Annotated in this window: 29 protein-coding genes and 1 pseudogene; 26 read left to right on the plus strand and 4 right to left on the minus strand. The window is 45.3% G+C overall.

The features are described 5' to 3' along the window. The first annotated feature begins 28 nt into the window (after positions 1 to 28). The 13 genes and pseudogenes from ICN33_RS04800 (at position 29) to hisD (ending at position 10527) form a co-directional block, all read left to right on the plus strand. Complete coding sequence (locus tag ICN33_RS04800) at positions 29 to 1492, plus strand: glutamate synthase subunit beta (protein WP_216194963.1); 1464 nt, start codon at positions 29 to 31, stop codon at positions 1490 to 1492. A gap of 10 nt (positions 1493 to 1502) precedes the next feature. Continuing rightward, a complete protein-coding gene (locus tag ICN33_RS04805) occupies positions 1503 to 2357 on the plus strand; it encodes an ABC transporter ATP-binding protein (RefSeq protein ID WP_216194965.1) in 855 nt (284 codons plus the stop codon). Further along, complete coding sequence (gene mlaE, locus ICN33_RS04810) at positions 2354 to 3142, plus strand: lipid asymmetry maintenance ABC transporter permease subunit MlaE (RefSeq protein WP_216194967.1); 789 nt, start codon at positions 2354 to 2356, stop codon at positions 3140 to 3142. The genes ICN33_RS04805 and mlaE overlap by 4 nt, the downstream gene beginning before the upstream one ends. A 21-nt stretch (positions 3143 to 3163) precedes the next feature. Beyond that, on the plus strand, positions 3164 to 3646 hold the full coding sequence (gene mlaD / locus ICN33_RS04815; RefSeq protein ID WP_216194969.1) for an outer membrane lipid asymmetry maintenance protein MlaD: 483 nt from the start codon (positions 3164 to 3166) through the stop codon (positions 3644 to 3646). Continuing rightward, on the plus strand, positions 3646 to 4395 hold the full coding sequence (locus ICN33_RS04820) for a VacJ family lipoprotein (RefSeq protein WP_216194972.1): 750 nt from the start codon (positions 3646 to 3648) through the stop codon (positions 4393 to 4395). The genes mlaD and ICN33_RS04820 overlap by 1 nt, the downstream gene beginning before the upstream one ends. Positions 4396 to 4456: 61 nt before the next feature. Beyond that, positions 4457 to 5098 carry a phospholipid-binding protein MlaC gene (locus tag ICN33_RS04825; RefSeq protein WP_216194973.1) on the plus strand — a complete coding sequence of 214 codons (642 nt, stop codon included), beginning with the start codon at positions 4457 to 4459 and terminating at the stop codon, positions 5096 to 5098. Positions 5099 to 5116: 18 nt separating this feature from the next. After that, positions 5117 to 5374: a lipid asymmetry maintenance protein MlaB gene (locus ICN33_RS04830; RefSeq protein ID WP_216194976.1), complete on the plus strand. Its 258-nt coding sequence runs from the start codon at positions 5117 to 5119 to the stop codon at positions 5372 to 5374. Between the two features lie 5 nt (positions 5375 to 5379). After that, a pseudogene (locus ICN33_RS04835) lies at positions 5380 to 6063 on the plus strand (ABC transporter ATP-binding protein); the annotation flags it as partial. 65 nt (positions 6064 to 6128) lie between these two features. Then, positions 6129 to 6917, plus strand: a complete 789-nt coding sequence (locus ICN33_RS04840; RefSeq protein ID WP_216194977.1) for an ABC transporter permease — start codon at positions 6129 to 6131, stop codon at positions 6915 to 6917. Between the two features lie 32 nt (positions 6918 to 6949). Continuing rightward, entirely contained in the window at positions 6950 to 7198 is a 249-nt protein-coding gene (locus ICN33_RS04845) for a BolA family protein (RefSeq protein WP_216194979.1), read from the plus strand. 55 nt (positions 7199 to 7253) lie between these two features. Next, the gene (murA, locus tag ICN33_RS04850; RefSeq protein WP_216194981.1) at positions 7254 to 8528 is read left to right on the plus strand and encodes a UDP-N-acetylglucosamine 1-carboxyvinyltransferase; all 1275 of its coding nucleotides are present in this window, start codon (positions 7254 to 7256) and stop codon (positions 8526 to 8528) included. Positions 8529 to 8548: 20 nt separating this feature from the next. Next, positions 8549 to 9175 (plus strand): ATP phosphoribosyltransferase, encoded by a 627-nt coding sequence (hisG, locus tag ICN33_RS04855; RefSeq protein ID WP_216189044.1) that lies wholly within the window; start codon positions 8549 to 8551, stop codon positions 9173 to 9175. A 29-nt stretch (positions 9176 to 9204) separates the two neighbouring features. Beyond that, positions 9205 to 10527, plus strand: coding sequence for a histidinol dehydrogenase (gene hisD / locus ICN33_RS04860; RefSeq protein WP_216194983.1), 1323 nt, complete (start codon positions 9205 to 9207; stop codon positions 10525 to 10527). Positions 10528 to 10535: 8 nt separating this feature from the next. Here hisD and hisC read toward each other — a convergent pair whose 3' ends face one another. Continuing rightward, entirely contained in the window at positions 10536 to 11618 is a 1083-nt protein-coding gene (gene hisC, locus ICN33_RS04865) for a histidinol-phosphate transaminase (RefSeq protein WP_216194985.1), read from the minus strand. Positions 11619 to 11734: 116 nt separating this feature from the next. Here hisC and hisB point away from each other — a divergent pair, with 116 nt between their 5' ends. The 4 genes from hisB to hisF are packed head-to-tail and all read left to right on the plus strand — an operon-like array spanning position 11735 to position 14575. Then, a complete protein-coding gene (gene hisB, locus ICN33_RS04870) occupies positions 11735 to 12322 on the plus strand; it encodes an imidazoleglycerol-phosphate dehydratase HisB (protein ID WP_216194987.1) in 588 nt (195 codons plus the stop codon). Positions 12323 to 12371: 49 nt separating this feature from the next. Further along, positions 12372 to 13034 (plus strand): imidazole glycerol phosphate synthase subunit HisH, encoded by a 663-nt coding sequence (gene hisH, locus ICN33_RS04875; protein WP_216194989.1) that lies wholly within the window; start codon positions 12372 to 12374, stop codon positions 13032 to 13034. A 21-nt stretch (positions 13035 to 13055) separates the two neighbouring features. Continuing rightward, a complete protein-coding gene (gene hisA, locus ICN33_RS04880; RefSeq protein WP_216194991.1) occupies positions 13056 to 13817 on the plus strand; it encodes a 1-(5-phosphoribosyl)-5-[(5-phosphoribosylamino)methylideneamino]imidazole-4-carboxamide isomerase in 762 nt (253 codons plus the stop codon). Beyond that, positions 13817 to 14575, plus strand: a complete 759-nt coding sequence (gene hisF / locus ICN33_RS04885) for an imidazole glycerol phosphate synthase subunit HisF (protein WP_216194993.1) — start codon at positions 13817 to 13819, stop codon at positions 14573 to 14575. Before hisA ends, hisF begins: the two co-directional genes overlap by 1 nt. 9 nt (positions 14576 to 14584) lie before the next feature. Here the strand turns inward: hisF and ICN33_RS04890 are convergent, their stop codons facing one another. Together ICN33_RS04890 and ICN33_RS04895 are read right to left on the minus strand one after the other, a co-directional pair. After that, positions 14585 to 14977 carry a type II toxin-antitoxin system HicB family antitoxin gene (locus tag ICN33_RS04890; RefSeq protein WP_216194996.1) on the minus strand — a complete coding sequence of 131 codons (393 nt, stop codon included), beginning with the start codon at positions 14975 to 14977 and terminating at the stop codon, positions 14585 to 14587. 10 nt (positions 14978 to 14987) lie between these two features. Then, the gene (locus ICN33_RS04895) at positions 14988 to 15170 is read right to left on the minus strand and encodes a type II toxin-antitoxin system HicA family toxin (RefSeq protein WP_216194998.1); all 183 of its coding nucleotides are present in this window, start codon (positions 15168 to 15170) and stop codon (positions 14988 to 14990) included. A gap of 144 nt (positions 15171 to 15314) precedes the next feature. Here ICN33_RS04895 and hisI point away from each other — a divergent pair, with 144 nt between their 5' ends. The 8 genes from hisI to tatC all read left to right on the plus strand — a co-directional run bounded on the left by hisI (position 15315) and on the right by tatC (position 18851). Then, complete coding sequence (hisI, locus tag ICN33_RS04900) at positions 15315 to 15695, plus strand: phosphoribosyl-AMP cyclohydrolase (RefSeq protein WP_216195000.1); 381 nt, start codon at positions 15315 to 15317, stop codon at positions 15693 to 15695. A gap of 86 nt (positions 15696 to 15781) precedes the next feature. After that, complete coding sequence (locus ICN33_RS04905) at positions 15782 to 16042, plus strand: antitoxin (RefSeq protein WP_216195001.1); 261 nt, start codon at positions 15782 to 15784, stop codon at positions 16040 to 16042. Next, positions 16042 to 16437, plus strand: coding sequence for a type II toxin-antitoxin system VapC family toxin (locus ICN33_RS04910; RefSeq protein WP_255530658.1), 396 nt, complete (start codon positions 16042 to 16044; stop codon positions 16435 to 16437). The genes ICN33_RS04905 and ICN33_RS04910 overlap by 1 nt, the downstream gene beginning before the upstream one ends. 16 nt (positions 16438 to 16453) lie before the next feature. Continuing rightward, entirely contained in the window at positions 16454 to 16855 is a 402-nt protein-coding gene (locus tag ICN33_RS04915; RefSeq protein ID WP_255530659.1) for a phosphoribosyl-ATP diphosphatase, read from the plus strand. A 35-nt stretch (positions 16856 to 16890) separates the two neighbouring features. After that, complete coding sequence (locus ICN33_RS04920) at positions 16891 to 17247, plus strand: histidine triad nucleotide-binding protein (protein WP_216195003.1); 357 nt, start codon at positions 16891 to 16893, stop codon at positions 17245 to 17247. Between the two features lie 16 nt (positions 17248 to 17263). Then, entirely contained in the window at positions 17264 to 17497 is a 234-nt protein-coding gene (tatA, locus tag ICN33_RS04925) for a Sec-independent protein translocase subunit TatA (RefSeq protein WP_216195005.1), read from the plus strand. A 52-nt stretch (positions 17498 to 17549) separates the two neighbouring features. After that, entirely contained in the window at positions 17550 to 18026 is a 477-nt protein-coding gene (gene tatB, locus ICN33_RS04930; RefSeq protein WP_216195007.1) for a Sec-independent protein translocase protein TatB, read from the plus strand. A gap of 33 nt (positions 18027 to 18059) precedes the next feature. After that, on the plus strand, positions 18060 to 18851 hold the full coding sequence (gene tatC, locus ICN33_RS04935; RefSeq protein WP_216195008.1) for a twin-arginine translocase subunit TatC: 792 nt from the start codon (positions 18060 to 18062) through the stop codon (positions 18849 to 18851). Here tatC and ICN33_RS04940 read toward each other — a convergent pair. Beyond that, positions 18827 to 20290 (minus strand): tetratricopeptide repeat protein, encoded by a 1464-nt coding sequence (locus tag ICN33_RS04940; RefSeq protein WP_216195010.1) that lies wholly within the window; start codon positions 20288 to 20290, stop codon positions 18827 to 18829. The two genes, tatC and ICN33_RS04940, sit on opposite strands and share 25 nt — an antisense overlap. A gap of 208 nt (positions 20291 to 20498) precedes the next feature. Between ICN33_RS04940 and ICN33_RS04945 the strand changes: the two genes are divergently transcribed. Further along, the gene (locus tag ICN33_RS04945; protein WP_216195012.1) at positions 20499 to 21797 is read left to right on the plus strand and encodes a porin; all 1299 of its coding nucleotides are present in this window, start codon (positions 20499 to 20501) and stop codon (positions 21795 to 21797) included. Positions 21798 to 21820: the final 23 nt, after the last annotated feature.

Below are 21820 nucleotides of genomic sequence, written 5' to 3' on the forward strand. Positions count from 1 at the left end.
CATTAAGAAAAGATACTAAGGATTAGATATGGGTAAGGTCACTGGATTTATGGAGTTTGAGCGCGTTGATGAAACGTATGAAGTGCCGGTTAAGCGCCTCCATCATTACAAAGAATTTGTTGCTGCTTTAACTGACGAAGAAGCCAAGGTTCAGGGTGCGCGTTGCATGGATTGTGGTATTCCGTTTTGCAATAACGGATGCCCTGTCAACAACATCATTCCCGATTTTAATGACTTGGTATTTCAGAATGATTGGAAGAATGCATTAGATGTTTTGCAATCTACCAATAACTTCCCAGAATTTACTGGCCGTATCTGCCCAGCGCCTTGCGAGGCTGCTTGTACTCTAGGGATTAACAGCACTGCAGTGGGCATCAAATCTATCGAGCATGCCATTATTGATAAGGGTTGGGAAAGTGGTTGGGTTAAACCACAACCTTCTAAAACTAAGACAGGTAAAAAAGTTGCAGTGGTCGGCGGTGGCCCAGCAGGTATGGCGGCTGCTCAGCAATTGGCGCGCGTTGGTCATGATGTGACTGTCTTCGAAAAGAATGATCGTGTTGGCGGCTTACTGCGTTACGGCATTCCTGATTTCAAAATGGAAAAGTGGCTGATTGATCGTCGCGTAGAGCAGATGCAAGCTGAAGGCGTCAAATTTGAGACTGGCGTATTTGTTGGTAAAGAAGCGATTGGTCCTGAAGTAAAAAATTACTCCACTAAGACGGTTTCTCCTGAGCAGTTAATGAAAGATTTTGACGCGGTAGTAATCACTGGCGGCGCAGAACAGCCACGTGATTTGCCAGTACCAGGTCGTGAGTTAGCTGGCGTGCACTATGCATTGGAATTCTTAATTCCTCAGAATAAAGAAAATGCAGGTGACTTTAAAAATGAAATTCGCGCAACAGATAAGCATGTAGTTGTTATCGGTGGTGGTGATACAGGTTCGGATTGCGTTGGCACTTCAAATCGTCACGGCGCAACAAAGATTACTCAGTTTGAATTACTGCCACAGCCCCCTGAAGTAGAGAACAAGCCATTAGTTTGGCCGTATTGGCCAACGAAATTGCGCACTTCATCCTCTCATGAAGAGGGTTGTGATCGCGACTGGTCAGTTGGAACTAAGCGTTTTGAGGGTAAAAACGGCAAAGTTGAGAAATTAATTGGCGTACGTCTGGAGTGGAAAGACGGCAAGATGGCAGAAGTGCCAAACTCTGAATTTGAGATTAAGGCAGATTTAGTGCTTTTGGCTATGGGCTTTGTGTCTCCAGTCCAGCAGGTATTGAATGCCTTTGGCGTTGAGAAAGACGCTCGCGGCAATGCGAAAGCAACTGAAGATGGTCAAAATGCCTACCAAACGAACGTCCCCAAGGTATTTGCAGCGGGTGATATGCGTCGTGGACAGTCTTTGGTGGTTTGGGCAATTCGGGAAGGTCGTCAATGCGCCCATTCAGTAGACGAGTATTTAATGGGGTCTTCTGTTTTGCCCCGATAATATTGGGGATATGAACAATGGTCAGCCAAACTCCTTGGATGTAAGCAAGCCAGCTGCAGGTGAAGTTGTCGTCTCTATTAAAGACGTCAACTTTTCCTATGCTGCAGGTGAGCGGCAGATTTTGTCGGGACTCAATATGGAGTTTCGACGCGGCCAGGTAGTGGCTGTGATGGGTGGTTCAGGCTGTGGCAAGACCACCATCCTTCGTCTCATCGGCGGTCAATACACTGCGCAGTCAGGTCAGGTTATTTTTGAAGGTCAAGACATCGGCAAGATGAGTGGTGCTGAGTTGATGGCGGCCCGTCGTCGCATGGGCATGCTTTTTCAGTTCGGCGCATTATTTACTGACCTTAGTGTTTTTGAAAACGTTGCCTTTCCATTGCGCGAGCATACTGATCTCAGTGAGGAGCTGTTGCGCTCGTTGGTGCTCATGAAGCTGAATGCAGTTGGTTTACGCGGCGCGCGTGATTTAATGCCTTCGCAAATTTCAGGTGGTATGGCAAGACGTGTTGCTCTCGCTAGAGCGATTGCGTTAGATCCGCCACTCATCATGTACGACGAACCATTTGCTGGTCTTGATCCTATTTCACTTGGCATTACAGCGCGCTTAATTCGTGACCTCAATAATGCCTTGGGAGCCACGAGTTTATTAGTGACCCATGATGTCGAAGAAACTTTTGCAATCGCGGATTACGTCTATTTCATTGCGAATGGCCGCATTGGTGCAGAGGGTACTCCTGAGGAATTAAGTCGTTCGACGGATCCTTTTGTCAGACAATTTTTAGATGCAGCGCCAGATGGTCCGGTGCCTTTCCACTATCCAGGAGTAAGTTTGGAAGAAGATTTTGGAGTGAGTAAATCATGACCACGCTTCTGAATCTTTTTGGCGATCTTGGTTTTTTTGTACGCCGCAACTTAAGTAGTCTTGGCTTAGCGGCTCGCATGTTTGCGGCTGTGATCGTACGCTCAGGATTTTTGCTTAAAAGACCACGTTTGGTGATCGATCAAATTCTATTTGTCGGAAACCACTCTTTTGTAATCATTGCAGTCTCTGGATTATTTGTTGGATTCGTCTTAGGTCTACAGGGCTACTACACCTTAAATCGTTACGGCTCGGAGCAAGCACTTGGCCTATTGGTTGCGCTCTCTTTAACTCGTGAATTGGGTCCAGTGATTACCGCATTATTGTTTGCTGGAAGGGCGGGTACCTCATTGACCGCAGAGATCGGCTTGATGAAGGCTGGTGAACAATTGACTGCCATGGAAATGATGGCAGTTGACCCCTTGGGCCGTGTAATTGCACCGCGTCTTTGGGCGGGCATTATTTCTATGCCAATTCTTGCAACCATCTTTACGGCAGTGGGTGTTTTGGGGGGTTATTTGGTTGGCGTCCCATTAATTGGGGTGGATTCAGGTGCCTTTTGGTCTCAGATGCAGGGTGGAGTCGACTTGTTCGCCGATATTGGCAATGGCCTTATTAAAAGCATGGTGTTTGGCGTAGCGGTTACTTTTATTGCTCTTTATCAGGGTTATGAGTCTAAGCCTACGCCCGAAGGCGTTTCGCAAGCCACTACCCGTACGGTGGTGATTTCTTCTTTATCGGTCTTAGCGTTGGATTTCTTGCTAACCGCGATGATGTTTTCAAATTAGAAAGAATAAACTGGGGCTCTTATGAGAAAAAGCGCAATTGATGTTTGGGTAGGAGTCTTTGTTGCCATTGGTTTATTGGCAGCACTATTTCTTGCGCTGAAGGTCGGCAATATGAATGCGGTCTCATTTGCCCCTACATACAAAATTTCTGCACGCTTTGATAATATCGGCGGCTTAAAGCCGCGGGCACCCGTCAAAAGCGCTGGTGTAGTTGTGGGCAGAATTGCCAATATTTCTTTTGACGACAAGACTTATCAAGCGACAGTAGTGATGACTATTGAAGATTCCTATAAGTTCCCAAAGGATTCTTCCGCCAAGATTTTGACATCGGGTTTATTGGGTGAGCAGTACATCGGTCTTGAAGCTGGCGGCTCTGATGATATGTTGACTAATGGTGAAAAGATTTCACAAACTCAGTCAGCTATTGTTTTAGAGAACTTGATAAGTCAGTTTCTTTACAACAAAGCAGCTGATAGCGGCCAAGAAAAGGGCGCAGCCAAGTGATGTTGTTCTTTATGCGCAAAGCCAAGATGGTAATCCTGCTTGGTTTAATTGCCATGTCGGTTGGCTGCGCATCCATTCCTGCTGGTGTCGAGCGCTCCCCCCAAGATCCATGGGAGCCATTTAACCGCTCGGTCTTTGAATTTAATGAAGGCTTGGATGCCTACGTTCTAAAGCCAGTAGTTGCTGGTTATCGTTTTGTATTGCCTGAGATTGTGCGTGAAGGCGTTTATAACTTTTTTAGTAACTACAACGACATCTACACTGCGCTCTTTAACTTGCTTCAAGGTAAGCCAGACTATGCCTTTAATGACTTCATGCGCGTGGTAGTCAATACCACTATGGGATTGGGCGGGCTAATCGATCTAGCAACGCCAGGCGGGCTTGAGAAGCACAAAGAGGATTGGGGGCAAACTTTAGGTGTTTGGGGTGTGCCCTCAGGCCCTTATGTGGTTCTTCCATTCTTTGGCCCAAGTAATGTACGTGACACTTTTGGTACCGTGGCTGACTTAGAGTCAGACTATCTATTTAGCTTTGTGAAAAACATTGGCCTACGAAACAGTATTACTGGATTGCGAGTAGTTAATGCTCGAAATACGTACTATGAAGCTGGTGATTTACTGGATGGCGCTGCAATTGATAAATATAGTTTTATAAGGGATGCATATATTCAGAGACGGGCATATCAAATTAATGAGGGTCGTGATGATGAAGAACCTCTCATGCCGGTTTACGAGAATCCATACCAATAGGTAACGTAGCTTGAGATGACTAAAATGAGTTCCAACATAGATAAAGACAGTGGGCGCGAATATGAAAAGCTTTAAAAAAATCTACAGCTTTCTTTTGACAGGCCTGCTCCTTGTAGCTAGCACTGTTTTTGCACAAACCCCCGATCAATCAACGCCACCAGATGCCTTAATCAAGATGGTGGTTACGGATGTGATGGCAACGGTGAAGTCTGATCCCGATATTCAAAAGGGTAATATTCCCAAGGTTGTAGATTTGGTGGAAAAGAAAATTGCTCCGTATACCGACATGCGTCGCACTACGGAAATGGCGATGGGGCCTAATTGGAAAAAGGCAACTCCGGAGCAGCAGGCACAACTCACGATGGAATTTAAGAATTTATTGATTCGCACTTATTCTGGCGCTTTGAGCCAATTGCGTGATCAGACTGTGCAATTTAAGGCTTTGCGCGCAGCGCCAGACGACAAAGAAGTTGTGGTTAAGACGGTGGTTCTGGGTCGCGGTGATCCTGTGCCTCTGGATTACCGCCTAGAGAAAACAGCCAGCGGTTGGAAGGTCTATGACATGAACATCATGGGTGTTTGGTTAGTCGAGGCATACCGCAACCAATTCGCTAACCAAATTAGTCAAAATGGCATTGAGGGTTTAGTGAAGTTCTTGCAAGACCGTAACAAGCAATTGGCCACTGCTAAGCCAGCCAATTAATTCTTAGACATAGACATCATGCCCTTTCTTTTGCCAAAAATAGTAAAGCAAGATAATGCCTTGCAGTTGCAAAAAGAGGGTTTATTAAATAGTCCAAGCTTACGCTCGATTGATTGCTCTGCATTAAAGGATTTTGACTCCACGGTATTAACGGTGTTGTTGGCTTGGCAGAAAAAACTGATGGCTGAAGGCCAGTCTATTTCCCTCGAGCATGCGCCAGAAAAACTAAAAGTCCTTGCTGGTGTGTATGGCGTTACTGCATTGCTGGGTTTGTAATGGCGATGCATTCTGCAATATCTATTCAAAATATATCTAAGCAGTACGGAGTACTTCAAGCCTTAGATGATGTTTCACTCACCATCGAGCCTGGAGAATTTTTCGGTTTACTGGGACCTAATGGCGCAGGTAAAACGACATTGATTTCCATTTTGGCTGGTTTAGTAAAGCCTAGCCATGGCCATGCAGCCATTATGGGAGCCGATGTACAGAAAGGCTTTCGTGAGGCACGCCGCATGCTTGGTGTTGTTCCTCAAGAATTAGTCTTTGATCCCTTTTTTACTGTGCGTGAAACATTACGCTTTCAGTCCGGCTACTTTGGCATACGCAATAACGATGCATGGATAGACGAGATCATGGCTAATCTCGATCTCACTTCCAAAGCTGATAGCAATATGCGCTCTTTATCTGGCGGCATGAAGCGTCGGGTGCTGGTTGCTCAGGCTTTAGTCCATAGACCTCCAGTCATTATTTTGGATGAGCCAACTGCTGGCGTAGATGTTGAGTTACGTCAGTCTTTGTGGCAATTTATTAGTCGCTTAAATCAAGATGGGCATACGATTGTTTTGACTACCCATTATTTGGAAGAGGCTGAAGCCCTATGCCAGCGTATTGCGATGCTCAAGCATGGCAAGATTGTGGCTCTTGACACCACAGCGAATTTATTAAGTCGTTATGGCTCTGTCAAAAAAGATGGTGAAGGTAAAACCGATTTAGAAGAGGTCTTTGTGAACATCATGTCAGGGAACGCCCAATGAAGCATGGCCTCAATCGACCTGCTTTGGAGTATGGCAGTGGTTTCCCAACATTATTGTTTAAGGAAGTAAAGCGCTTTTATAAAGTGGCATTTCAGACAGTAGCCGCTCCCGTTCTTACTGCTGTGCTTTATCTCATGATCTTCGGACATGTGCTTGAAGGCAGGGAAATGTATGGGCGTTTAAGTTACACCGCCTTTTTAATCCCCGGTCTTGTGATGATGAGCGTTTTGCAAAATGCATTTGCAAATACCTCTTCTTCTTTAATACAGTCAAAAGTCACCGGTAACTTAGTCTTTGTTTTGTTGGCCCCTTTAAGCCATTTTGAGTTTTATGCAGCTTATATTTTGGCCGCTGTATTTCGGGGCATAGTTGTGGGTCTAGGTGTGCTGTTAATTACCATCTGGTTTGCAACACCCACTTTGGAGTATCCATTGTGGATATTGGTGTTTGCATTCTTGGGCGCTGCGATTTTAGGAAGTCTTGGCTTGGTAGCTGGTATCTGGGCGGACAAATATGATCAATTAGCAGCCTTTCAGAATTTCATCATCATGCCTGCCACCATGTTGTCAGGAGTCTTCTACTCTATTCACTCTTTACCGCCAGCGTGGCAGGTGGTGTCGCATTTCAATCCCTTCTTTTATATGATTGATGGCTTCCGTTACGGGTTCTTTGGGATTTCTGATAACTCCCCATGGAGCAGCCTGGCAATTGTGTTCTGCTTTTTTATAGTGGTGTCAGTGATTGCTTTGCGTCTGCTACAAAAGGGCTATAAGCTCCGTTATTAATTGTTTACACCCTGGTTTTATTAGGAGAAGAAATGCTACCCACCCCAGAACAAATTGAAAGCTATATCAAACAAGGTATTAGTTGCACCCATATTCAGGTTGAGGGTGATGGACAGCACTTTTTTGCAACGATTGTGAGCCCTGAGTTTGAGGGCAAGCGTTTAGTGCAACGTCATCAATTGGTATATGGCGCAATGGGTGATCGCATGAAGGCAGAAGTGCATGCTTTGTCAATTAAGGCATTTACACCCGAAGAGTTTTCGCAGAATTCAGCAGCATAAAAACGCAGCATTACCCACTACACATTAATTACTAAGTTTTTACTGGAATCGCTTCATGGATAAATTACGAATGGTTGGCGGAGTGCCTCTCAAGGGAGAGGTAGTGATTGCCGGCGCTAAAAATGCCGCTTTACCAATTCTATGTGCTTGTCTACTGACCGATCAACCAGTTGTATTGCGCAATGTCCCCGACTTACAAGATGTGCGTACCATGCTCAAGCTTTTGCAAGAGATTGGCGTCACAGTAGATTTTCCGAGCGCTGGTGATCGTAGTCACATGGTATTGAACGCAGCGGTTATTAAAAGTTCAGAAGCTACTTATGAAATGGTTAAAACCATGCGTGCCTCGATCTTGGTGCTTGGGCCGCTCTTAGCCAGAATGCATAGCGCCAAGGTTTCATTGCCTGGTGGTTGTGCTATTGGCGCTCGCCCTGTTGATCAGCACATCAAGGGATTGAAGGCAATGGGTGCGGATATCAAGATTAAGAGCGGCTATATTCAAGCTGAAACCAAGCCTCAAGAAAGTCGATTGCAGGGCGCTTCTATCTTGACCGACATGATTACCGTAACTGGTACCGAAAATTTATTAATGGCAGCCACATTGGCGTCTGGCACTACAGTTTTAGAAAACGCTGCACGCGAGCCTGAAGTTGGTGATTTAGCAGAGCTACTGGTGAAGATGGGCGCTAAAATTTCTGGTATTGGAAGTGATCGCTTAGTAGTTGAAGGTGTTGAAAAACTGCATGGCGCAGAGCACTCAGTTATTCCGGATCGCATTGAGGCTGGCACATTCTTGTGTGCGGTTGCTGCCACTGGTGGTGAGATCATAGTCAAGCATTGCCGTCCCGATACTTTGGATGCTGTCATTGTTAAGCTGAAAGAAGCTGGTCTACAGATGGAGATTGGTCCTGATTGGATTAAGGCCACGATGCAGGTTCGCCCTAAGGCAGTCAATTTCCGTACATCTGAATACCCTGCTTTTCCGACTGATATGCAAGCCCAATTAATGACTGTGAATGCAATCGCATCGGGTAGTTCAACCATTACAGAAACGATTTTTGAAAATCGTTTTATGCACGTACAAGAGCTTAATCGTTTGGGTGCTGACATTGCTATTGAGGGTAATACCGCGATTGCTCAGGGAGTAGATAAGCTTTCGGGCGCGATTGTGATGGCTACGGATCTGCGTGCCTCAGCCAGTTTGGTCATTGCTGGATTGGCTGCCCAAGGCGAAACCCAAGTAGATCGAATTTACCATTTGGATCGTGGCTATGACCGCATGGAGCATAAGTTAACCCTTTTGGGTGCCAATATTGAGCGCATAAAGTAAGGCTGATGGATAATTAGTCCATGAAATTGACTTTAGCTCTCTCCAAAGGGCGCATCTTCGAAGAAACTGCAGAGATCTTATCCAAGGTCGGTATTGTGCCGCTGGAGGATCCCGAGAAGTCACGCAAACTCATTATCGAGACCACGAATCCGGATGTTCGCTTAATTATTGTGCGCGCATCAGATGTGCCAACCTATGTGCAATTTGGTGGAGCTGATTTTGGGGTCGCAGGGTTAGATGTTCTGATGGAAAAAGGTGCCGATGGTCTCTATGTGCCTTATGACTTAGATATCGCCAAGTGCCGCATGTCTGTTGCTGTCCGCGAGGGCTTTGATTATGCTGCGGCCGTAAAGCAAGGTTCTCGCTTAAAAGTGGCCACAAAGTACGTCAATTGCGCCCGGGAACACTTTGCCAACAAAGGTGTGCACATCGACACGATTCAGTTATATGGGTCTATGGAGCTCGCGCCTTTGGTTGGCCTGGCAGATGCTATTGTGGACTTGGTATCCACAGGTAATACGCTAAAGGCAAATGGTTTGGTTGAGGTTGAGCCAATCGCTGATATCAGTGCTCGCTTGGTAGTGAACCAGGCTTCTTATAAGCGTAAGCGTGCTCAACTACAGCCTATTTTTGAGTTGCTGAAGTAATTAGTAAGCAGAATAGGAAGTATTAATCAATGTCCACCCAAATCAACGTTAAGCGTCTCAATAGCAAGGATGCTGGCTTCAGAGAAATTCTGTTGTCGAGTCTTTCCTTGCCAACTGCCGATGATGAGGCGATAGATGCTGCAGTAGTGAAAATTTTGGCAGCAGTAAAAGCCCAAGGTGATGAAGCGGTCCTCAGTTTTACAAAACAATTTGACCGCTTAAATGTTGCCAGTGTTTCGGATTTAGAAATTTCTCATCAAGATTTGGAGTTGGCTTACAACTCTCTATCTACAGAACAAAAAAACGCCTTGGATATTGCTGCGCAAAGAGTGCGCGCTTATCACGAGAAGCAAAAGATTGAAGCAGGCTGCCACTCTTGGGAGTATGAAGAGCGGGATGGAACACGTCTTGGTCAAAAAGTGACTCCATTAGATCGTGTTGGTATTTATGTGCCAGGTGGTAAAGCGGCTTACCCATCATCTGTGTTGATGAACGCCATTCCTGCAAAGGTAGCTGGTGTTGCCGAAGTCATTATGGTGGTGCCCACTCCTGATGGCGCGCGCAATCCTTTAGTCTTGGCTGCGGCATATCTCGCAGGTGTCGACCGCGTCTTTGCGATCGGTGGTGCACAGGCAGTAGGCGCCTTAGCTTACGGAACTAAAACTATTCCTTCAGTCGACAAAATTGTTGGCCCTGGTAACGCTTATGTAGCTGCAGCTAAGCGTAGGGTTTTTGGCATTGTGGGCATCGATATGATTGCAGGCCCATCTGAAATTTTGGTGCTGTGTGATGGTTCTAGTAATCCAGACTGGGTGGCTATGGACTTGTTTTCTCAGGCTGAGCACGATGAGCAAGCGCAATCGATTTTGCTTTGTCCAGATACTGCATTCATTGAACAGGTTCAGGCAAGTATTAATAAGTTACTCCCTGAGATGCCAAGAGCAAAGGTGATTGAAGCTTCACTCACAAATCGCGCCTTACTAATTCAAGTAAAAGATATGTCAGAAGCATGTGAGATTGCTAACGCGATTGCTGCCGAGCATTTAGAGATTTGCGCTGCTGATCCACGGAAGTGGGCGGATCAGATTCGTCATGCCGGCGCTATCTTTATGGGCAACTACACGAGCGAATCGTTGGGTGATTATTGCGCTGGCCCTAATCACGTTTTACCGACTGCACGTACTGCACGATTCTCTTCGCCATTGGGTGTGTATGACTTCATCAAGCGCTCGAGCATGATTGAGGTAAGCGAAGCCGGTGCTCAAACTTTGGGCACAGTTGCCAGTACGCTAGCGCACGGCGAGGGCTTGCAAGCTCATGCTCGTGCAGCTGAGATGCGCCTCAAGAAGTAAGTTCAACCTTACTTCTTAAAAACTGAATTCAGAATTTCTTTTAAAGCAGCGACAAGTTCGCTGCTTTGTTCACCTGTGCCGATCGTAATGCGCAAGAACTCTTCTATGCGCGCAGATTTAAAGTGACGAACGATGATGCCTCGATCTCGTAGCGCTTGATATAGCTTTGCTCCAGAATGCTTTGGATGGCGAGTAAAGATAAAGTTTGCGGTCGAAGGTAGAGTCTCAAATCCCAAAGCACTCAGTTCTGCGACTAAGGTAGTGCGGGTTTGGATAACCTTGTTAGCAGTTTTCTCAAGGTGCGCCTGATCTTCAATAGCTGCTATGGCGCCGGCTTGAGCAAGACGTCCGAGTGGGTAAGAGTTAAAGCTATTTTTTACTCGCTCTAATCCTTCAATCAAATCTGGGTGACCCACAGCAAAGCCAACACGGAGACCAGCAAGGGCGCGCGATTTGGAGAGTGTATGCACGACTAAAAGATTTTCTGGGCAAGCACTGCCACGCAATAGTGGAATGCAAGACTCGGTTCCATAATCCACATAGGCTTCATCAATGACCACTACAGAATCTTTATTGTGCGAGAGTAGTGCTTCAATTTCTGAGCGAGGGATGGATCTGCCAGTTGGCGCATTGGGGTTGGGGAAAATAATTCCACCATTAGGCACTTTGTAGTCAGCAATCCTGATATCAAATTGATCACCTAGGGCTACAGTTTTGTAGTCAATCCCAAATAGCTTGCAGTAGACGGGATAGAAGCTATAGGTAATGTCCGGAAAATGTACGGGTTTGCTTTGTTTGAGTAGTCCAGCAAATACGTGAGCCAAAACCTCATCTGAGCCGTTACCTAAAAAGACCTGTTTTGGGTCTAAGCCATGTAATTTGGCGATGGCTTGTTTGAGGGCTGCGCCTTCTGGGTCGGGATAGAGACGTAAATCTGAGTTATTTTGACTTTCAATAGCAACAAGCGCTTTTGGTGATGGGCCATAAGGACTTTCATTGGTATTGAGTTTGACCAGCCGCTGCATTTGCGGTTGCTCCCCTGGAACATAAGGGGTTAAGGTTTTAACAACGGGGCTCCAAAAACGGCTCATGAGGGTTCTCAGGTCAAAAAACGGGATGAAAGTGTGGCAATGTCGATATTTAAATCTTCTCTAGGAATGATATTATGAGGCTTCAATCAACACTTCGCCTCGCGGCGCAATGAAGCATGCGGCAAGCCGACGTTACCCGAAACACTTCGGAAACCAAAATTCAGATTTCCATCAATTTGGATGGTGCTGGCAAGGCTGAACTAGCCTCTGGTGTTCCTTTCCTCGACCACATGTTGGATCAAATTGCCCGTCACGGCATGATCGACCTCAAAGTGGTGGCCAATGGAGATACCCATATTGATGATCACCACACCGTTGAGGATGTGGGAATCACTCTAGGTCAAGCATTTGCAAAAGCGGTTGGCGATAAGGCTGGCATTACTCGATATGGCCATTCTTATGTTCCTCTCGATGAAACCCTTTCTCGTGTTGTGATTGATTTCTCGGGTCGTCCAGGCTTGGAATTTAACGTTCCGTTTACCCGCGCTCGTGTAGGTGACTTTGATGTCGATCTCAGCATCGAGTTCTTCCGTGGTTTTGTGAACCATGCCGGAGTAACTTTGCATATTGATAATTTGCGCGGTATTAATGCACATCATCAGATCGAAACTGTATTTAAGGCTTTTGGCCGTGCATTGCGTATGGCTTTGGCTGTCGACCCTCGTGCTTCTGGCTCCATTCCTTCAACCAAAGGCAGCCTCTAATCTAGATTTTCTAGTTGCCCGTTAGATAACAGCAAAGATAGGCTATATTTTGGCGCAAACCATTGCGATCGTGGATTATGGAATGGGTAACCTCCGTTCTGTGTATCAGGCATTTCATCATGTCGCACCCAATGACACTGTATTGATCGCGCATCATCCAGAGCAGATTCGTTCGGCTGATCGCGTTGTGCTTCCAGGTCAAGGCGCTATGCCCGACTGCATGAAACACCTTGAGGAATCTGGCTTATTGGAGGCTTTACTAGAGGCATCTAAAAACAAACCCCTTTTAGGTGTTTGCGTTGGTGAGCAAATGTTATTTGATCAAAGCGCTGAAGTACGCACCAGCGGAAGCGATCAATGGACTCCATGTTTGGGCTTGATTCCTGGTGAGGTGCGTCGTTTTGATTTGGCGGGTAAGAAGCAGCCTGATGGGTCTGCCTATAAAGTACCCCACATGGGCTGGAATCAAGTGCGCCAAGACTATAAGCACCCACTTTGGGATGGCATTCCAGATTTGACTAGTTTTTATTTTGTGCACAGTTACTATGTTGTGCCGCAGCGCAATGAAGACATTGCTGGCTCTACTGAATATGGCACTTGGTTTACTTCTGCGGTGAGCCGAGATAATATTTTTGCTACACAATTCCATCCAGAAAAAAGTGCAGAATACGGATTAAAGCTTTATAAAAACTTTGTTTCTTGGCAACCTTAATTAATTTGATTACTCTTTGCTATGCTGCTGATTCCCGCAATTGATCTAAAAGACGGCCACTGTGTTCGACTCGAACAAGGTGATATGGATAGGGCCACAGTTTTTTCTGAAGACCCCGGTGCAATGGCGGCTCATTGGATTAGCAAAGGCGCGCGACGTCTGCATTTAGTTGATCTCAATGGCGCATTTGCTGGCAAGCTCAAAAATGAGTCCGCAATTAAATCTATTCTCAAAGCTGTGGGCGATGAGATCCCTGTTCAACTGGGTGGCGGGATTCGTGATCTTGAAACCATTGAGCGTTTGTTGGATGACGGCATCAGCACAGTCATTATTGGTACTGCGGCAGTGAAGAATCCGGGCTTTGTGCAAGACGCCTGTACTGCATTCCCAGGGCATGTGATGGTTGGCTTGGATGCGCGTGATGGCAAGGTGGCTACTGACGGCTGGAGCAAGATTACTGGCCATGAAGTTATCGACCTCGCTAAGAAATTTGAAGATTGGGGTGTAGAAGCCATCATATATACCGACATTGGTCGTGATGGCATGCTCAAGGGTGTGAATATTGATGCTACTGTGAAGTTGGCTCGGGCAATTCGTATACCTGTGATTGCAAGTGGCGGACTCTCAAACAATCAAGATATTGATGCGCTATGTAAGGCTGAAGAAGAGGGTGTTATGGGCGTGATTGCTGGCCGCTCCATTTATGCTGGCGATCTTGATCTTGCTGCCGCTCAAAAATATGCCGATGAGTTAACGCTCAAATACGCCAAGAAAATTATCTAGTGTTAACCAAGCGAATTATTCCTTGCCTCGATGTCACTGCGGGGCGCGTCGTTAAGGGTGTAAATTTTGTAGGCTTACGTGATGCAGGCGACCCTGTAGAAATCGCTAAGCGTTATGACACACAAGGTGCAGACGAACTCACTTTTTTAGATATCACCGCAACATCTGATGGGCGCGATCTTATTTTGCACATCATTGAAGATGTGGCATCACAAGTATTTATTCCCTTGACTGTTGGTGGTGGTGTACGTGCTGTTGCTGATGTTCGGCGACTATTGAATGCTGGCGCAGATAAGGTGAGCATGAATTCTTCTGCTGTTGCTAATCCTGATTTAGTTTCTGATGCGGCTGCATACTACGGTTCTCAATGCATTGTGGTGGCGATTGATGCCAAGCAAACAGAGGCTGGTAACTGGGAGGTGTTTACCCATGGTGGCAGAACGGCTACAGGTATGGATGTAGTCGAGTGGGCCAAGGAGGTTGCCAAGCGCGGCGCTGGTGAAATTCTATTGACCAGTATGAATCGTGATGGCAGTAAAGACGGTTTTGACTTACCTTTAACAGCCGCCGTGAGTGATGCAGTTTCTGTGCCAGTGATTGCTTCTGGCGGTGTTGGCAATTTACAGCATTTAGTTGATGGCATTACTAAGGGGCATGCAGATGCCGTTTTGGCTGCCAGCATTTTTCACTATGGCGAGTACACCGTAGGCCAGGCAAAAGAATATATGGCTGCTCAAGGAATTCCGGTTCGGATTTAATCAGAGTTTTTAAGCGCTGATCGCCATATGGGCAATAAAAGCAGATCGATTCTCGCCGGCTGATTTCGCCTTGGCATCTAATCTTGCTAAGACTCTTTTTGGCAAAGAGATATTTACCCTCTCGATATCGTCTGATAGTAAGGCCGGGTCAATCTCGGCAATTGCCCAGATGTATCCCTTGAAATCTTTCTTCTTTTGTAGATCGGTAATGGAGCTGGGCTTCGGTATATCTTCGCCAGCATCTAAAGCTGACTCAATCCAAATCTCAATAGCTTCTTTAGTATTTTCAATAGCCTCATCGATTCCGCTATCTGCGGCTGAAAAACATCCTGGCAAATCAGGAACTATTACACCCCATGCCAACTTATCGTTACCCGGCTCAATCGCAATTGGATATTTCATTGTGATACCTCTATTTAATTCCTGCTTGTTTCAGTAGCTTTTGAACTAATCCAACCCCTAAATCCTTTTTGGGGTGAGGAACGGTAATGTGCCCAACTCTCAGGGGATGATTAAAAACATGATGAGAGCCTTTTGAGTTCCGCAACACCCAACCATTTTTTTCTAACGCTTTAATTAATTCTTTGCTATTCATCTAAGAATTATAAATTCTATACACATCATACACACAAATGGGAGAAGTGTCCATGTGCTTAGGTAGGTTATTTCCTTAAGTCGTGGACGAAAGCTTATTTGGATGGCCCCCAACAATTCTGTCAAAATCAAACAAATGTCAGATATGAATAAAAACTCACAAAACCAATCTTTATTAGAGGCAGTAACTTGGAATGATCAAGGTCTCGTCCCGGTCATTGCGCAGGAAGTAGGAAGCGGTGATGTGCTGATGATGGCCTGGATGAATCGAGATGCTCTTTTAGAAACTTTGCGTTTGGGTGAGGCAGTCTATTGGACTCGCTCTAGACAAAAGTTATGGCACAAGGGGGAAGAGTCCGGCCATACCCAAAAAGTAAAGGAAATCCGCTTAGATTGCGACGGCGATACCATTTTGCTGATGGTTGAGCAAAAAGATGGGATAGCTTGCCATACGGGCGAGCACAGCTGCTTCTTTATGGAATGGGATGCAGTAAGTTCAAATTGGCGCAGGATCAGCAAAGCCTGACTTAAGTAATTATTTTTAGCCTTTATTTACTCTTTGCGATGGTTTAGAATGGTATATACTTTGATATATACCAAGGAGCCAGAATAATGAGTCAATTAGCAAAAGTCTTCATGAATGGGCGCAGTCAGGCAATACGCCTCCCCGCAGCATTTCGTTTCGAGGAAAAAGAGGTATTCATACGGCGCGATGTGAATACTGGCGATTTAATTCTCTCTAGAAGACCTGAAAATTGGGATAGTTTTTTCTTGGCGCTTGAGAGTGCGGATGTTCCGGCAGATTTCTTAAGCTCTGAAGATCGAAATCAAACCCTGCAAGAGCGAGATCCTTTTGACGGGGTGAATGAGTAATGAGATATATGCTGGATACCAATACCGTCAGCAGTCTCATTAAGAAAAATCCAGCAGTAAGTAGGAGAATTGCAAGCTTTCCGATGGAAAGACTATGCTTATCGGTAATTTCTGAAGGTGAGATTCTCTATGGGTTGGCAAAAAAGCCGAATGCAAGAAACCTTCATGTAGCCGTACAAGAGTTTTTAAAGCGGGTGGATGTTTTGGTTTGGGATACTAATGTGGCTGAGCATTATGGTGTTTTGAGAGCCGAGCTGGAGGCCAGCGGTAATGTACTGGGCTCTCTAGACATGCAAATTGCAGCACATGCTTCTCAGCTTGGGGCAGTTCTGGTGACGAATGATCAGGCCTTTAAAAGAATTAAGAAGCTAAAGGTGGAGGATTGGACTGTATAGTCTGAAAAACATATTAATGGACAAAATGCTTAATTCAGGGAAGAAAATAGATGCTGCTTTGACCCATTTAGCCGATGTAGTGGATCAACGTCGTGATGCGTTTAAGGCGGGTAAAGCAGACCCCAAGACCTCCTATACCGCCTTACTCTTTTCTAAGGGCGATGATGGAATCTTGAAAAAGATTGGCGAGGAAGCGACTGAAGCAGTGATGGCAGCAAAAGATGCGCGCAACTCCAATTTGGCGCCTGAGCAGCAAAAGTTGCTAGTGGGCGAAATGGCCGACTTATGGTTCCATTGCCTGATTGCCCTGTCCCAATTTAATTTACGCCCGGAAGATGTGATTGCTGAACTCGATCGTCGTTTGGGAACTTCGGGTATCGAAGAAAAGGCCGCTAGAAAAGCGGCCGGTAAAGAATAAGCCCGGTATAGCACCAGAATAACTACGGAATAAGCATGTCTCACGACCCTAATTGCCTGTTTTGCAAGATTTCACAAGGTTTGATTCCTTCCCAAAAGATTTATGAGGATGAGGAAATCTACGTATTTAAAGATATCAACCCAGCAGCACCAATCCATTTTTTAATGATTCCTAAAAAACATATACCCATGTTGGAGTCTGCGGAAAGCGTAGATGCCCCTTTGCTAGGTAGAATGATGGAATTAGCACCCCGTCTTGCCAAAGAGCAGGGCTGTCGTCCTGGTAAGGATGGTGGCTTTAGGTTGATGGTGAACAATGGTGCGGATGGTGGGCAGGAGGTTTATCACTTGCATTTACATGTGATGGGCGGTCCCCGCCCCTGGAAAAAATAATCCAAGGAGATTAAAAATGGGTTCATTTAGTATTTGGCATTGGTTAATTGTGTTGGTTATCGTGATGTTGGTATTCGGTACCAAAAAATTGCGCAACATCGGACAAGATCTGGGCGGTGCTGTTAAAGGCTTTAAAGATGGTATGAAAACCTCTGAAGAGCCAACAGAAAAAGCTAAGGATCAAATCCAACAAAGTTCTGAGGCAGCAGAAAAGACTGTTGATGTTCAGGCTAAAGACGTAAATAAATAACAAATAACTGAAGCGCGATAGAAACTCATGCAGCTTTTAAACGACTGGTTAAATGATTGATCTCGGAGTTTCAAAGCTTGCGCTGATTGCTGTGGTTGCTTTGGTTGTCGTTGGACCAGAGCGCTTGCCAAAGGTAGCGCGTATGGCCGGTAATTTATTTGGGCGCGCGCAACGCTATATGGCTGACGTCAAATCTGAAGTCAATCGCCAAATGGAAGTGGAAGAATTTAAAAAGTTTCGTGAAGAAACTGCCGCCACTCTTAAAGAGGTTGAAAACAGTATTGGTTCGACGGTTCAAGAGGCTGGTGCCAACTTAAGTGATCAAGCGGATATCTTTGAGACTAGTTTTGAAAAGCCACCGCTTAACGAAAAAGAGGTGCTTCGTAAAAGTCAGCGCCAAGGCCGTAATAGCTGGGGCGTACGCCGTGCTGCAAGGCCAGTTTGGTTTAAACGGTCTGCAGGTATTCGCACTCGCGTGCAATCTGGTGCAGCCAGAATGAAACGCTTTCATCACAGCGCTAGTAAATAATAGTAAAAAGCAAAAGAATAAAAAAATCTACGCATGACTGAAAACAATTCAACTGAAGACTCGGGATTACAAGAAACCTTTCTATCCCACTTATTTGAATTACGTGATCGCGTAATTAAATCAGCGCTCGCAATTATTGCTGTCTTTGTTTGCCTAGTCTATTGGGCCCCTGATATTTTTCATTTATTTGCGCAGCCTTTATTAGAGGCATTGCCTGCTGGCGGCAAGATGATTGTGACGGACGTTACAGGATCATTTTTCGTGCCTATGAAAGTCACCATGCTGGTGGCATTTCTCATTGCATTACCAGTGGTGATGTATCAGCTCTGGGCTTTCATTGCACCTGGACTATATCTGCACGAGAGGAAATTGATTCTTCCTTTGGTGGTTAGTAGCTATTCCTTATTCATTCTTGGTATGGCGTTTGCTTACTTTTTAGTGTTTCCAACAGTATTTAAGTTTATGGCTAGCTATAACGCACCTTTGGGCGCGGAGATGTCTACTGACATTGATAACTATTTAAGTTTTGCCATGACAACCTTTCTAGCTTTTGGTATTACCTTCGAGGTGCCTGTAGTCGTGGTAGTTTTGGTTCGCATGGGGCTTGTTCCTCTGGCTAAGTTAAAGGAAATTCGTCCCTATGTCATCGTAGGGGCATTTGTGATCTCGGCAGTGGTAACTCCGCCTGACGTACTTTCTCAATTGCTCCTAGCAGTTCCGATGACTTTGCTTTACGAATTAGGGCTTCTGATTGCGCGCTTCTATGTGCCCAAGCCATCCGTAGATGAGCCTGAGGCAGATCAATCGACCTCAGCGTCTGCTTGATTCTTAGAAAAAGTATTTTCTAGCCAACTCGTGACGCGATCAAAGCGATAGCGTCTTTGACGTAAGTTACCTTCCAAATCCATCTCTGTGCCAGCGAAGGCCTTGCCGGCAGCCAATAGGGCACGGCGTTGTTGAATGGTTTCAATCTGAATTAATCTTGGTAAGATCTTTGGTAGCTCCCAACGGATATCCACCACTACACAATGCTCATGTTGGAGTTGGCCAACTTCACAAAGTAATAACTCTGCTTTGCTGAAGTTAAATTGATTCGCAATGATGATGCGATGACAGAGTAATAGCCAATCTTCATCTAGCTTATGTTCAGCATGATGATTGATGGCTTCCTCAGCACATTGCGCCAATTCAAACCATTCATTTAATTTAGGGTTAGGGCAGCCCTCTAAAATCTTTCCGAGTAATTCTTTGGCTTCGGGCACGCCTTGCTGATGGGCTTGCCACACCCAATAAGATGCTTGCAATCCGCGAACCCTCTCTTCGCTCTTTTCGCGCTTGCGCCAAAGATTGGCCCCTTTACGAAGTTGGGCTTGTGCATGACCAAGATCGGCAGCGCGATCAAAGCAGCGATCACTCTCATTAGCGTTGTATCCAGAAAATTGGGGGCGACGATAAATTTCACCAAGGGCATACCAAGCATCTCGATCTCCATCTTTGGCTGCAAGCTCTAACCAGTGAGCTGCTTTCTTGAGAGAGGCGTTTGATTTACTCTTCTCCGAATCAAGACCGCCATCCAGCTGAGCAAGACGTAAACCTAAAGTAAGTTTGGCAATGGTTAGTCCTAGTTCTGCCGCTTGAATGAGCGCTTCTTCGTTTTGGTCATCAAGCCAAACTTTCCACAATGAAGAAAGTGCTTCATTTTTTGGTTGCAACTTAATCAATAATTCTTTTGCGCTGCTTGTATAGGATGAATCGCCTTCCGCAAGTTCTTGCAAATATAGTTTGGCTATCTTTTGCATGCCAGCAAAATCGAGAGAAGCAATTTTTTCTATTGGCGCTGATGAAGTCTTCCGTTTGTGCCAGTCAACTAGTTGAGATTGGATTTCTTCATTGATGGGGTTAATTAATAAATTAACAAGTTGCCATTTAGCTGCGATCTGAGAATTAAGATCGCCTCCCGTCTCAGCCAAACTCCAAAAAGAATTCCAGCCAAATTCAAAAGCAGGGGAATTAAATGTTTCGGCCAGGGTAATGGTGGCTACCTGGGCCAATAGATTACAAATTTCATCGCCACCCAAGTTTTTTTCTGCAAGCTGTTGATTTAAAATGGAAAAATAGGATTTTTCTAGCCAAATAAGGGCATTCGCCGGTTGAATTGGGGTTTTAAAGGCGCCTGTCAGATATGCAGACGCTAACATTTGTTGCGCGGAAACATCACCTAAACGGGCTGAACTAAGGATTTTTAAGAATTCGCGACTTGCCATATGACAATTTTGGCATCTAAGGCCCATAAAAGACAGAAAACAAAGGTCCTGTTGCCGAGATACAACGAAGAAAGCCAAAAAACTACCTTTTGACAAGCAAAAAGAGCTCCTAAATACCCTGACCCCCAGTCTAGCGGGGCAAAAGAAGCAAAATTCATAGGTCCCAGTTTTATTTGGGCATTACTTTTAATTTTTGGAGATTTAAAGAATGAAAAAATCGCTATTAGCAGTTGCAGCTATCGGTGCATTTGCATCTGCTGCTCAAGCTCAGTCCAGCGTAACCGTATACGGTATCTTGGACGTTGGTTATGTTGGTGGTAACGCACGTGTTGCTGAAGGCGGAACAAAATCAGCCACTCAAAACACAGTTCAAAAAGCAACCCAGAATTCTTTTGATAACAATGCTGAGTCAACCTCACGCCTTGGTTTTAAGGGCACTGAAGATTTAGGCGGCGGTACATCTGCATTTTTCACTGTTGAATTAGGTTTGGCGCCTTCTGACTCACAGTCAGGCTTCAAGTCCGCTACTACTACTGAAAACCGTCAATCTTTTGCTGGTTTGAAGAAAAATGGTATTGGTGACTTTGCAATTGGTACACAGTACACAGCATTGCACAATGCAGTAGCTGCTACTGATGCTGCTGGTACAAATAACATCCTTGGCGATATGATTTATACATCCGCTACAGCTTCAGCTACCAATACAGGTGCTGGTGTTAAGGATGACAACTTTGCTGCAAACAACGGATTTGGTGCTGGTAACTCATACACAATTCGTGCTAACAACACTTTAACTGTTAACACAGCAACTTTCGCTGGTTTCACTGGTCACGGCATTGTGATTATGAATAACAACAATAGCACTCAGACATCTAACTATGCCAGTTCAAATGGCTATGTTGGTGGTACTAATAACCAAAATGGTTGGGGCTTAGGTCTTGACTATGCATGGAACAAGTTATTTGTTACTGCACAATTGCAACAGTTGAATGCTAAACAAGCTTATAACTCAACTGGTGTGACCGTTGCTGCCAACACTCCTTCTGCAGTAGCGACAGCCTATGGCATCAGCATCTTCGGCGCAGGCCAAGCTTCTACATTGGGTACTAACGTTAAAGACAATCAATACTACGTTGGTGCTACTTATGACTTCGGCATCTTGAAGGCATATGCACAGTACATTAACCGCAAGGTAACTGCACAGCAAGACACTGGTTTCTACGCTAAGCGTACTGGTGAGCAGATTGGTGTTCGTAGCTATATCACTCCAGTAATCGAAGCTTGGGCACAGGGTGGTTTGGGTAAGACTACAGCTTTTGGTGCAAGCAACCCAGCTGCTAATATGACTTCATGGCAGGTTGGCTCTAACTACTACCTAAGCAAGCGTACAAACTTGTATGCTATCTATGGTCAAGTTGGAACTTCAAACGTATCCATCATTAACAGCCAAAATCCATCTAGCTTCAATGCTAGCAACTATGCTGTTGGCGTACGTCACACTTTCTAATTTAACGCTAGCTTAAGCTAGTT

Origin of the sequence: Polynucleobacter sp. UB-Tiil-W10, from assembly GCF_018881605.1 — a bacterium.
In the GTDB taxonomy this organism is placed as follows: domain Bacteria; phylum Pseudomonadota; class Gammaproteobacteria; order Burkholderiales; family Burkholderiaceae; genus Polynucleobacter.

What these genes read in the sequence shown, in the direction of transcription:
- ICN33_RS04820 (WP_216194972.1), top strand. Translation starts at nt 3,646, where the DNA reads ATGTTGTTCTTTATGCGCAAAGCCAAGATGGTAATCCTGCTTGGTTTA.
- hisB (WP_216194987.1), top strand. Translation starts at nt 11,735, where the DNA reads ATGCGGCAAGCCGACGTTACCCGAAACACTTCGGAAACCAAAATTCAG.
- hisA (WP_216194991.1), top strand. Translation starts at nt 13,056, where the DNA reads ATGCTGCTGATTCCCGCAATTGATCTAAAAGACGGCCACTGTGTTCGA.
- ICN33_RS04805 (WP_216194965.1), top strand. Translation starts at nt 1,503, where the DNA reads ATGAACAATGGTCAGCCAAACTCCTTGGATGTAAGCAAGCCAGCTGCA.
- mlaE (WP_216194967.1), top strand. Translation starts at nt 2,354, where the DNA reads ATGACCACGCTTCTGAATCTTTTTGGCGATCTTGGTTTTTTTGTACGC.
- ICN33_RS04845 (WP_216194979.1), top strand. Translation starts at nt 6,950, where the DNA reads ATGCTACCCACCCCAGAACAAATTGAAAGCTATATCAAACAAGGTATT.
- hisD (WP_216194983.1), top strand. Translation starts at nt 9,205, where the DNA reads ATGTCCACCCAAATCAACGTTAAGCGTCTCAATAGCAAGGATGCTGGC.
- ICN33_RS04830 (WP_216194976.1), top strand. Translation starts at nt 5,117, where the DNA reads ATGCCCTTTCTTTTGCCAAAAATAGTAAAGCAAGATAATGCCTTGCAG.
- ICN33_RS04895 (WP_216194998.1), bottom strand. Translation starts at nt 15,170, where the DNA reads ATGAATAGCAAAGAATTAATTAAAGCGTTAGAAAAAAATGGTTGGGTG.
- ICN33_RS04910 (WP_255530658.1), top strand. Translation starts at nt 16,042, where the DNA reads ATGAGATATATGCTGGATACCAATACCGTCAGCAGTCTCATTAAGAAA.
- ICN33_RS04840 (WP_216194977.1), top strand. Translation starts at nt 6,129, where the DNA reads ATGAAGCATGGCCTCAATCGACCTGCTTTGGAGTATGGCAGTGGTTTC.
- murA (WP_216194981.1), top strand. Translation starts at nt 7,254, where the DNA reads ATGGATAAATTACGAATGGTTGGCGGAGTGCCTCTCAAGGGAGAGGTA.
- ICN33_RS04945 (WP_216195012.1), top strand. Translation starts at nt 20,499, where the DNA reads ATGAAAAAATCGCTATTAGCAGTTGCAGCTATCGGTGCATTTGCATCT.
- hisG (WP_216189044.1), top strand. Translation starts at nt 8,549, where the DNA reads ATGAAATTGACTTTAGCTCTCTCCAAAGGGCGCATCTTCGAAGAAACT.
- tatA (WP_216195005.1), top strand. Translation starts at nt 17,264, where the DNA reads ATGGGTTCATTTAGTATTTGGCATTGGTTAATTGTGTTGGTTATCGTG.
- ICN33_RS04915 (WP_255530659.1), top strand. Translation starts at nt 16,454, where the DNA reads ATGGACAAAATGCTTAATTCAGGGAAGAAAATAGATGCTGCTTTGACC.
- ICN33_RS04920 (WP_216195003.1), top strand. Translation starts at nt 16,891, where the DNA reads ATGTCTCACGACCCTAATTGCCTGTTTTGCAAGATTTCACAAGGTTTG.
- tatC (WP_216195008.1), top strand. Translation starts at nt 18,060, where the DNA reads ATGACTGAAAACAATTCAACTGAAGACTCGGGATTACAAGAAACCTTT.
- ICN33_RS04940 (WP_216195010.1), bottom strand. Translation starts at nt 20,290, where the DNA reads ATGGCAAGTCGCGAATTCTTAAAAATCCTTAGTTCAGCCCGTTTAGGT.
- ICN33_RS04905 (WP_216195001.1), top strand. Translation starts at nt 15,782, where the DNA reads ATGAGTCAATTAGCAAAAGTCTTCATGAATGGGCGCAGTCAGGCAATA.
- hisI (WP_216195000.1), top strand. Translation starts at nt 15,315, where the DNA reads ATGAATAAAAACTCACAAAACCAATCTTTATTAGAGGCAGTAACTTGG.
- tatB (WP_216195007.1), top strand. Translation starts at nt 17,550, where the DNA reads ATGATTGATCTCGGAGTTTCAAAGCTTGCGCTGATTGCTGTGGTTGCT.
- ICN33_RS04890 (WP_216194996.1), bottom strand. Translation starts at nt 14,977, where the DNA reads ATGAAATATCCAATTGCGATTGAGCCGGGTAACGATAAGTTGGCATGG.
- ICN33_RS04825 (WP_216194973.1), top strand. Translation starts at nt 4,457, where the DNA reads ATGAAAAGCTTTAAAAAAATCTACAGCTTTCTTTTGACAGGCCTGCTC.
- ICN33_RS04800 (WP_216194963.1), top strand. Translation starts at nt 29, where the DNA reads ATGGGTAAGGTCACTGGATTTATGGAGTTTGAGCGCGTTGATGAAACG.
- hisC (WP_216194985.1), bottom strand. Translation starts at nt 11,618, where the DNA reads ATGAGCCGTTTTTGGAGCCCCGTTGTTAAAACCTTAACCCCTTATGTT.
- mlaD (WP_216194969.1), top strand. Translation starts at nt 3,164, where the DNA reads ATGAGAAAAAGCGCAATTGATGTTTGGGTAGGAGTCTTTGTTGCCATT.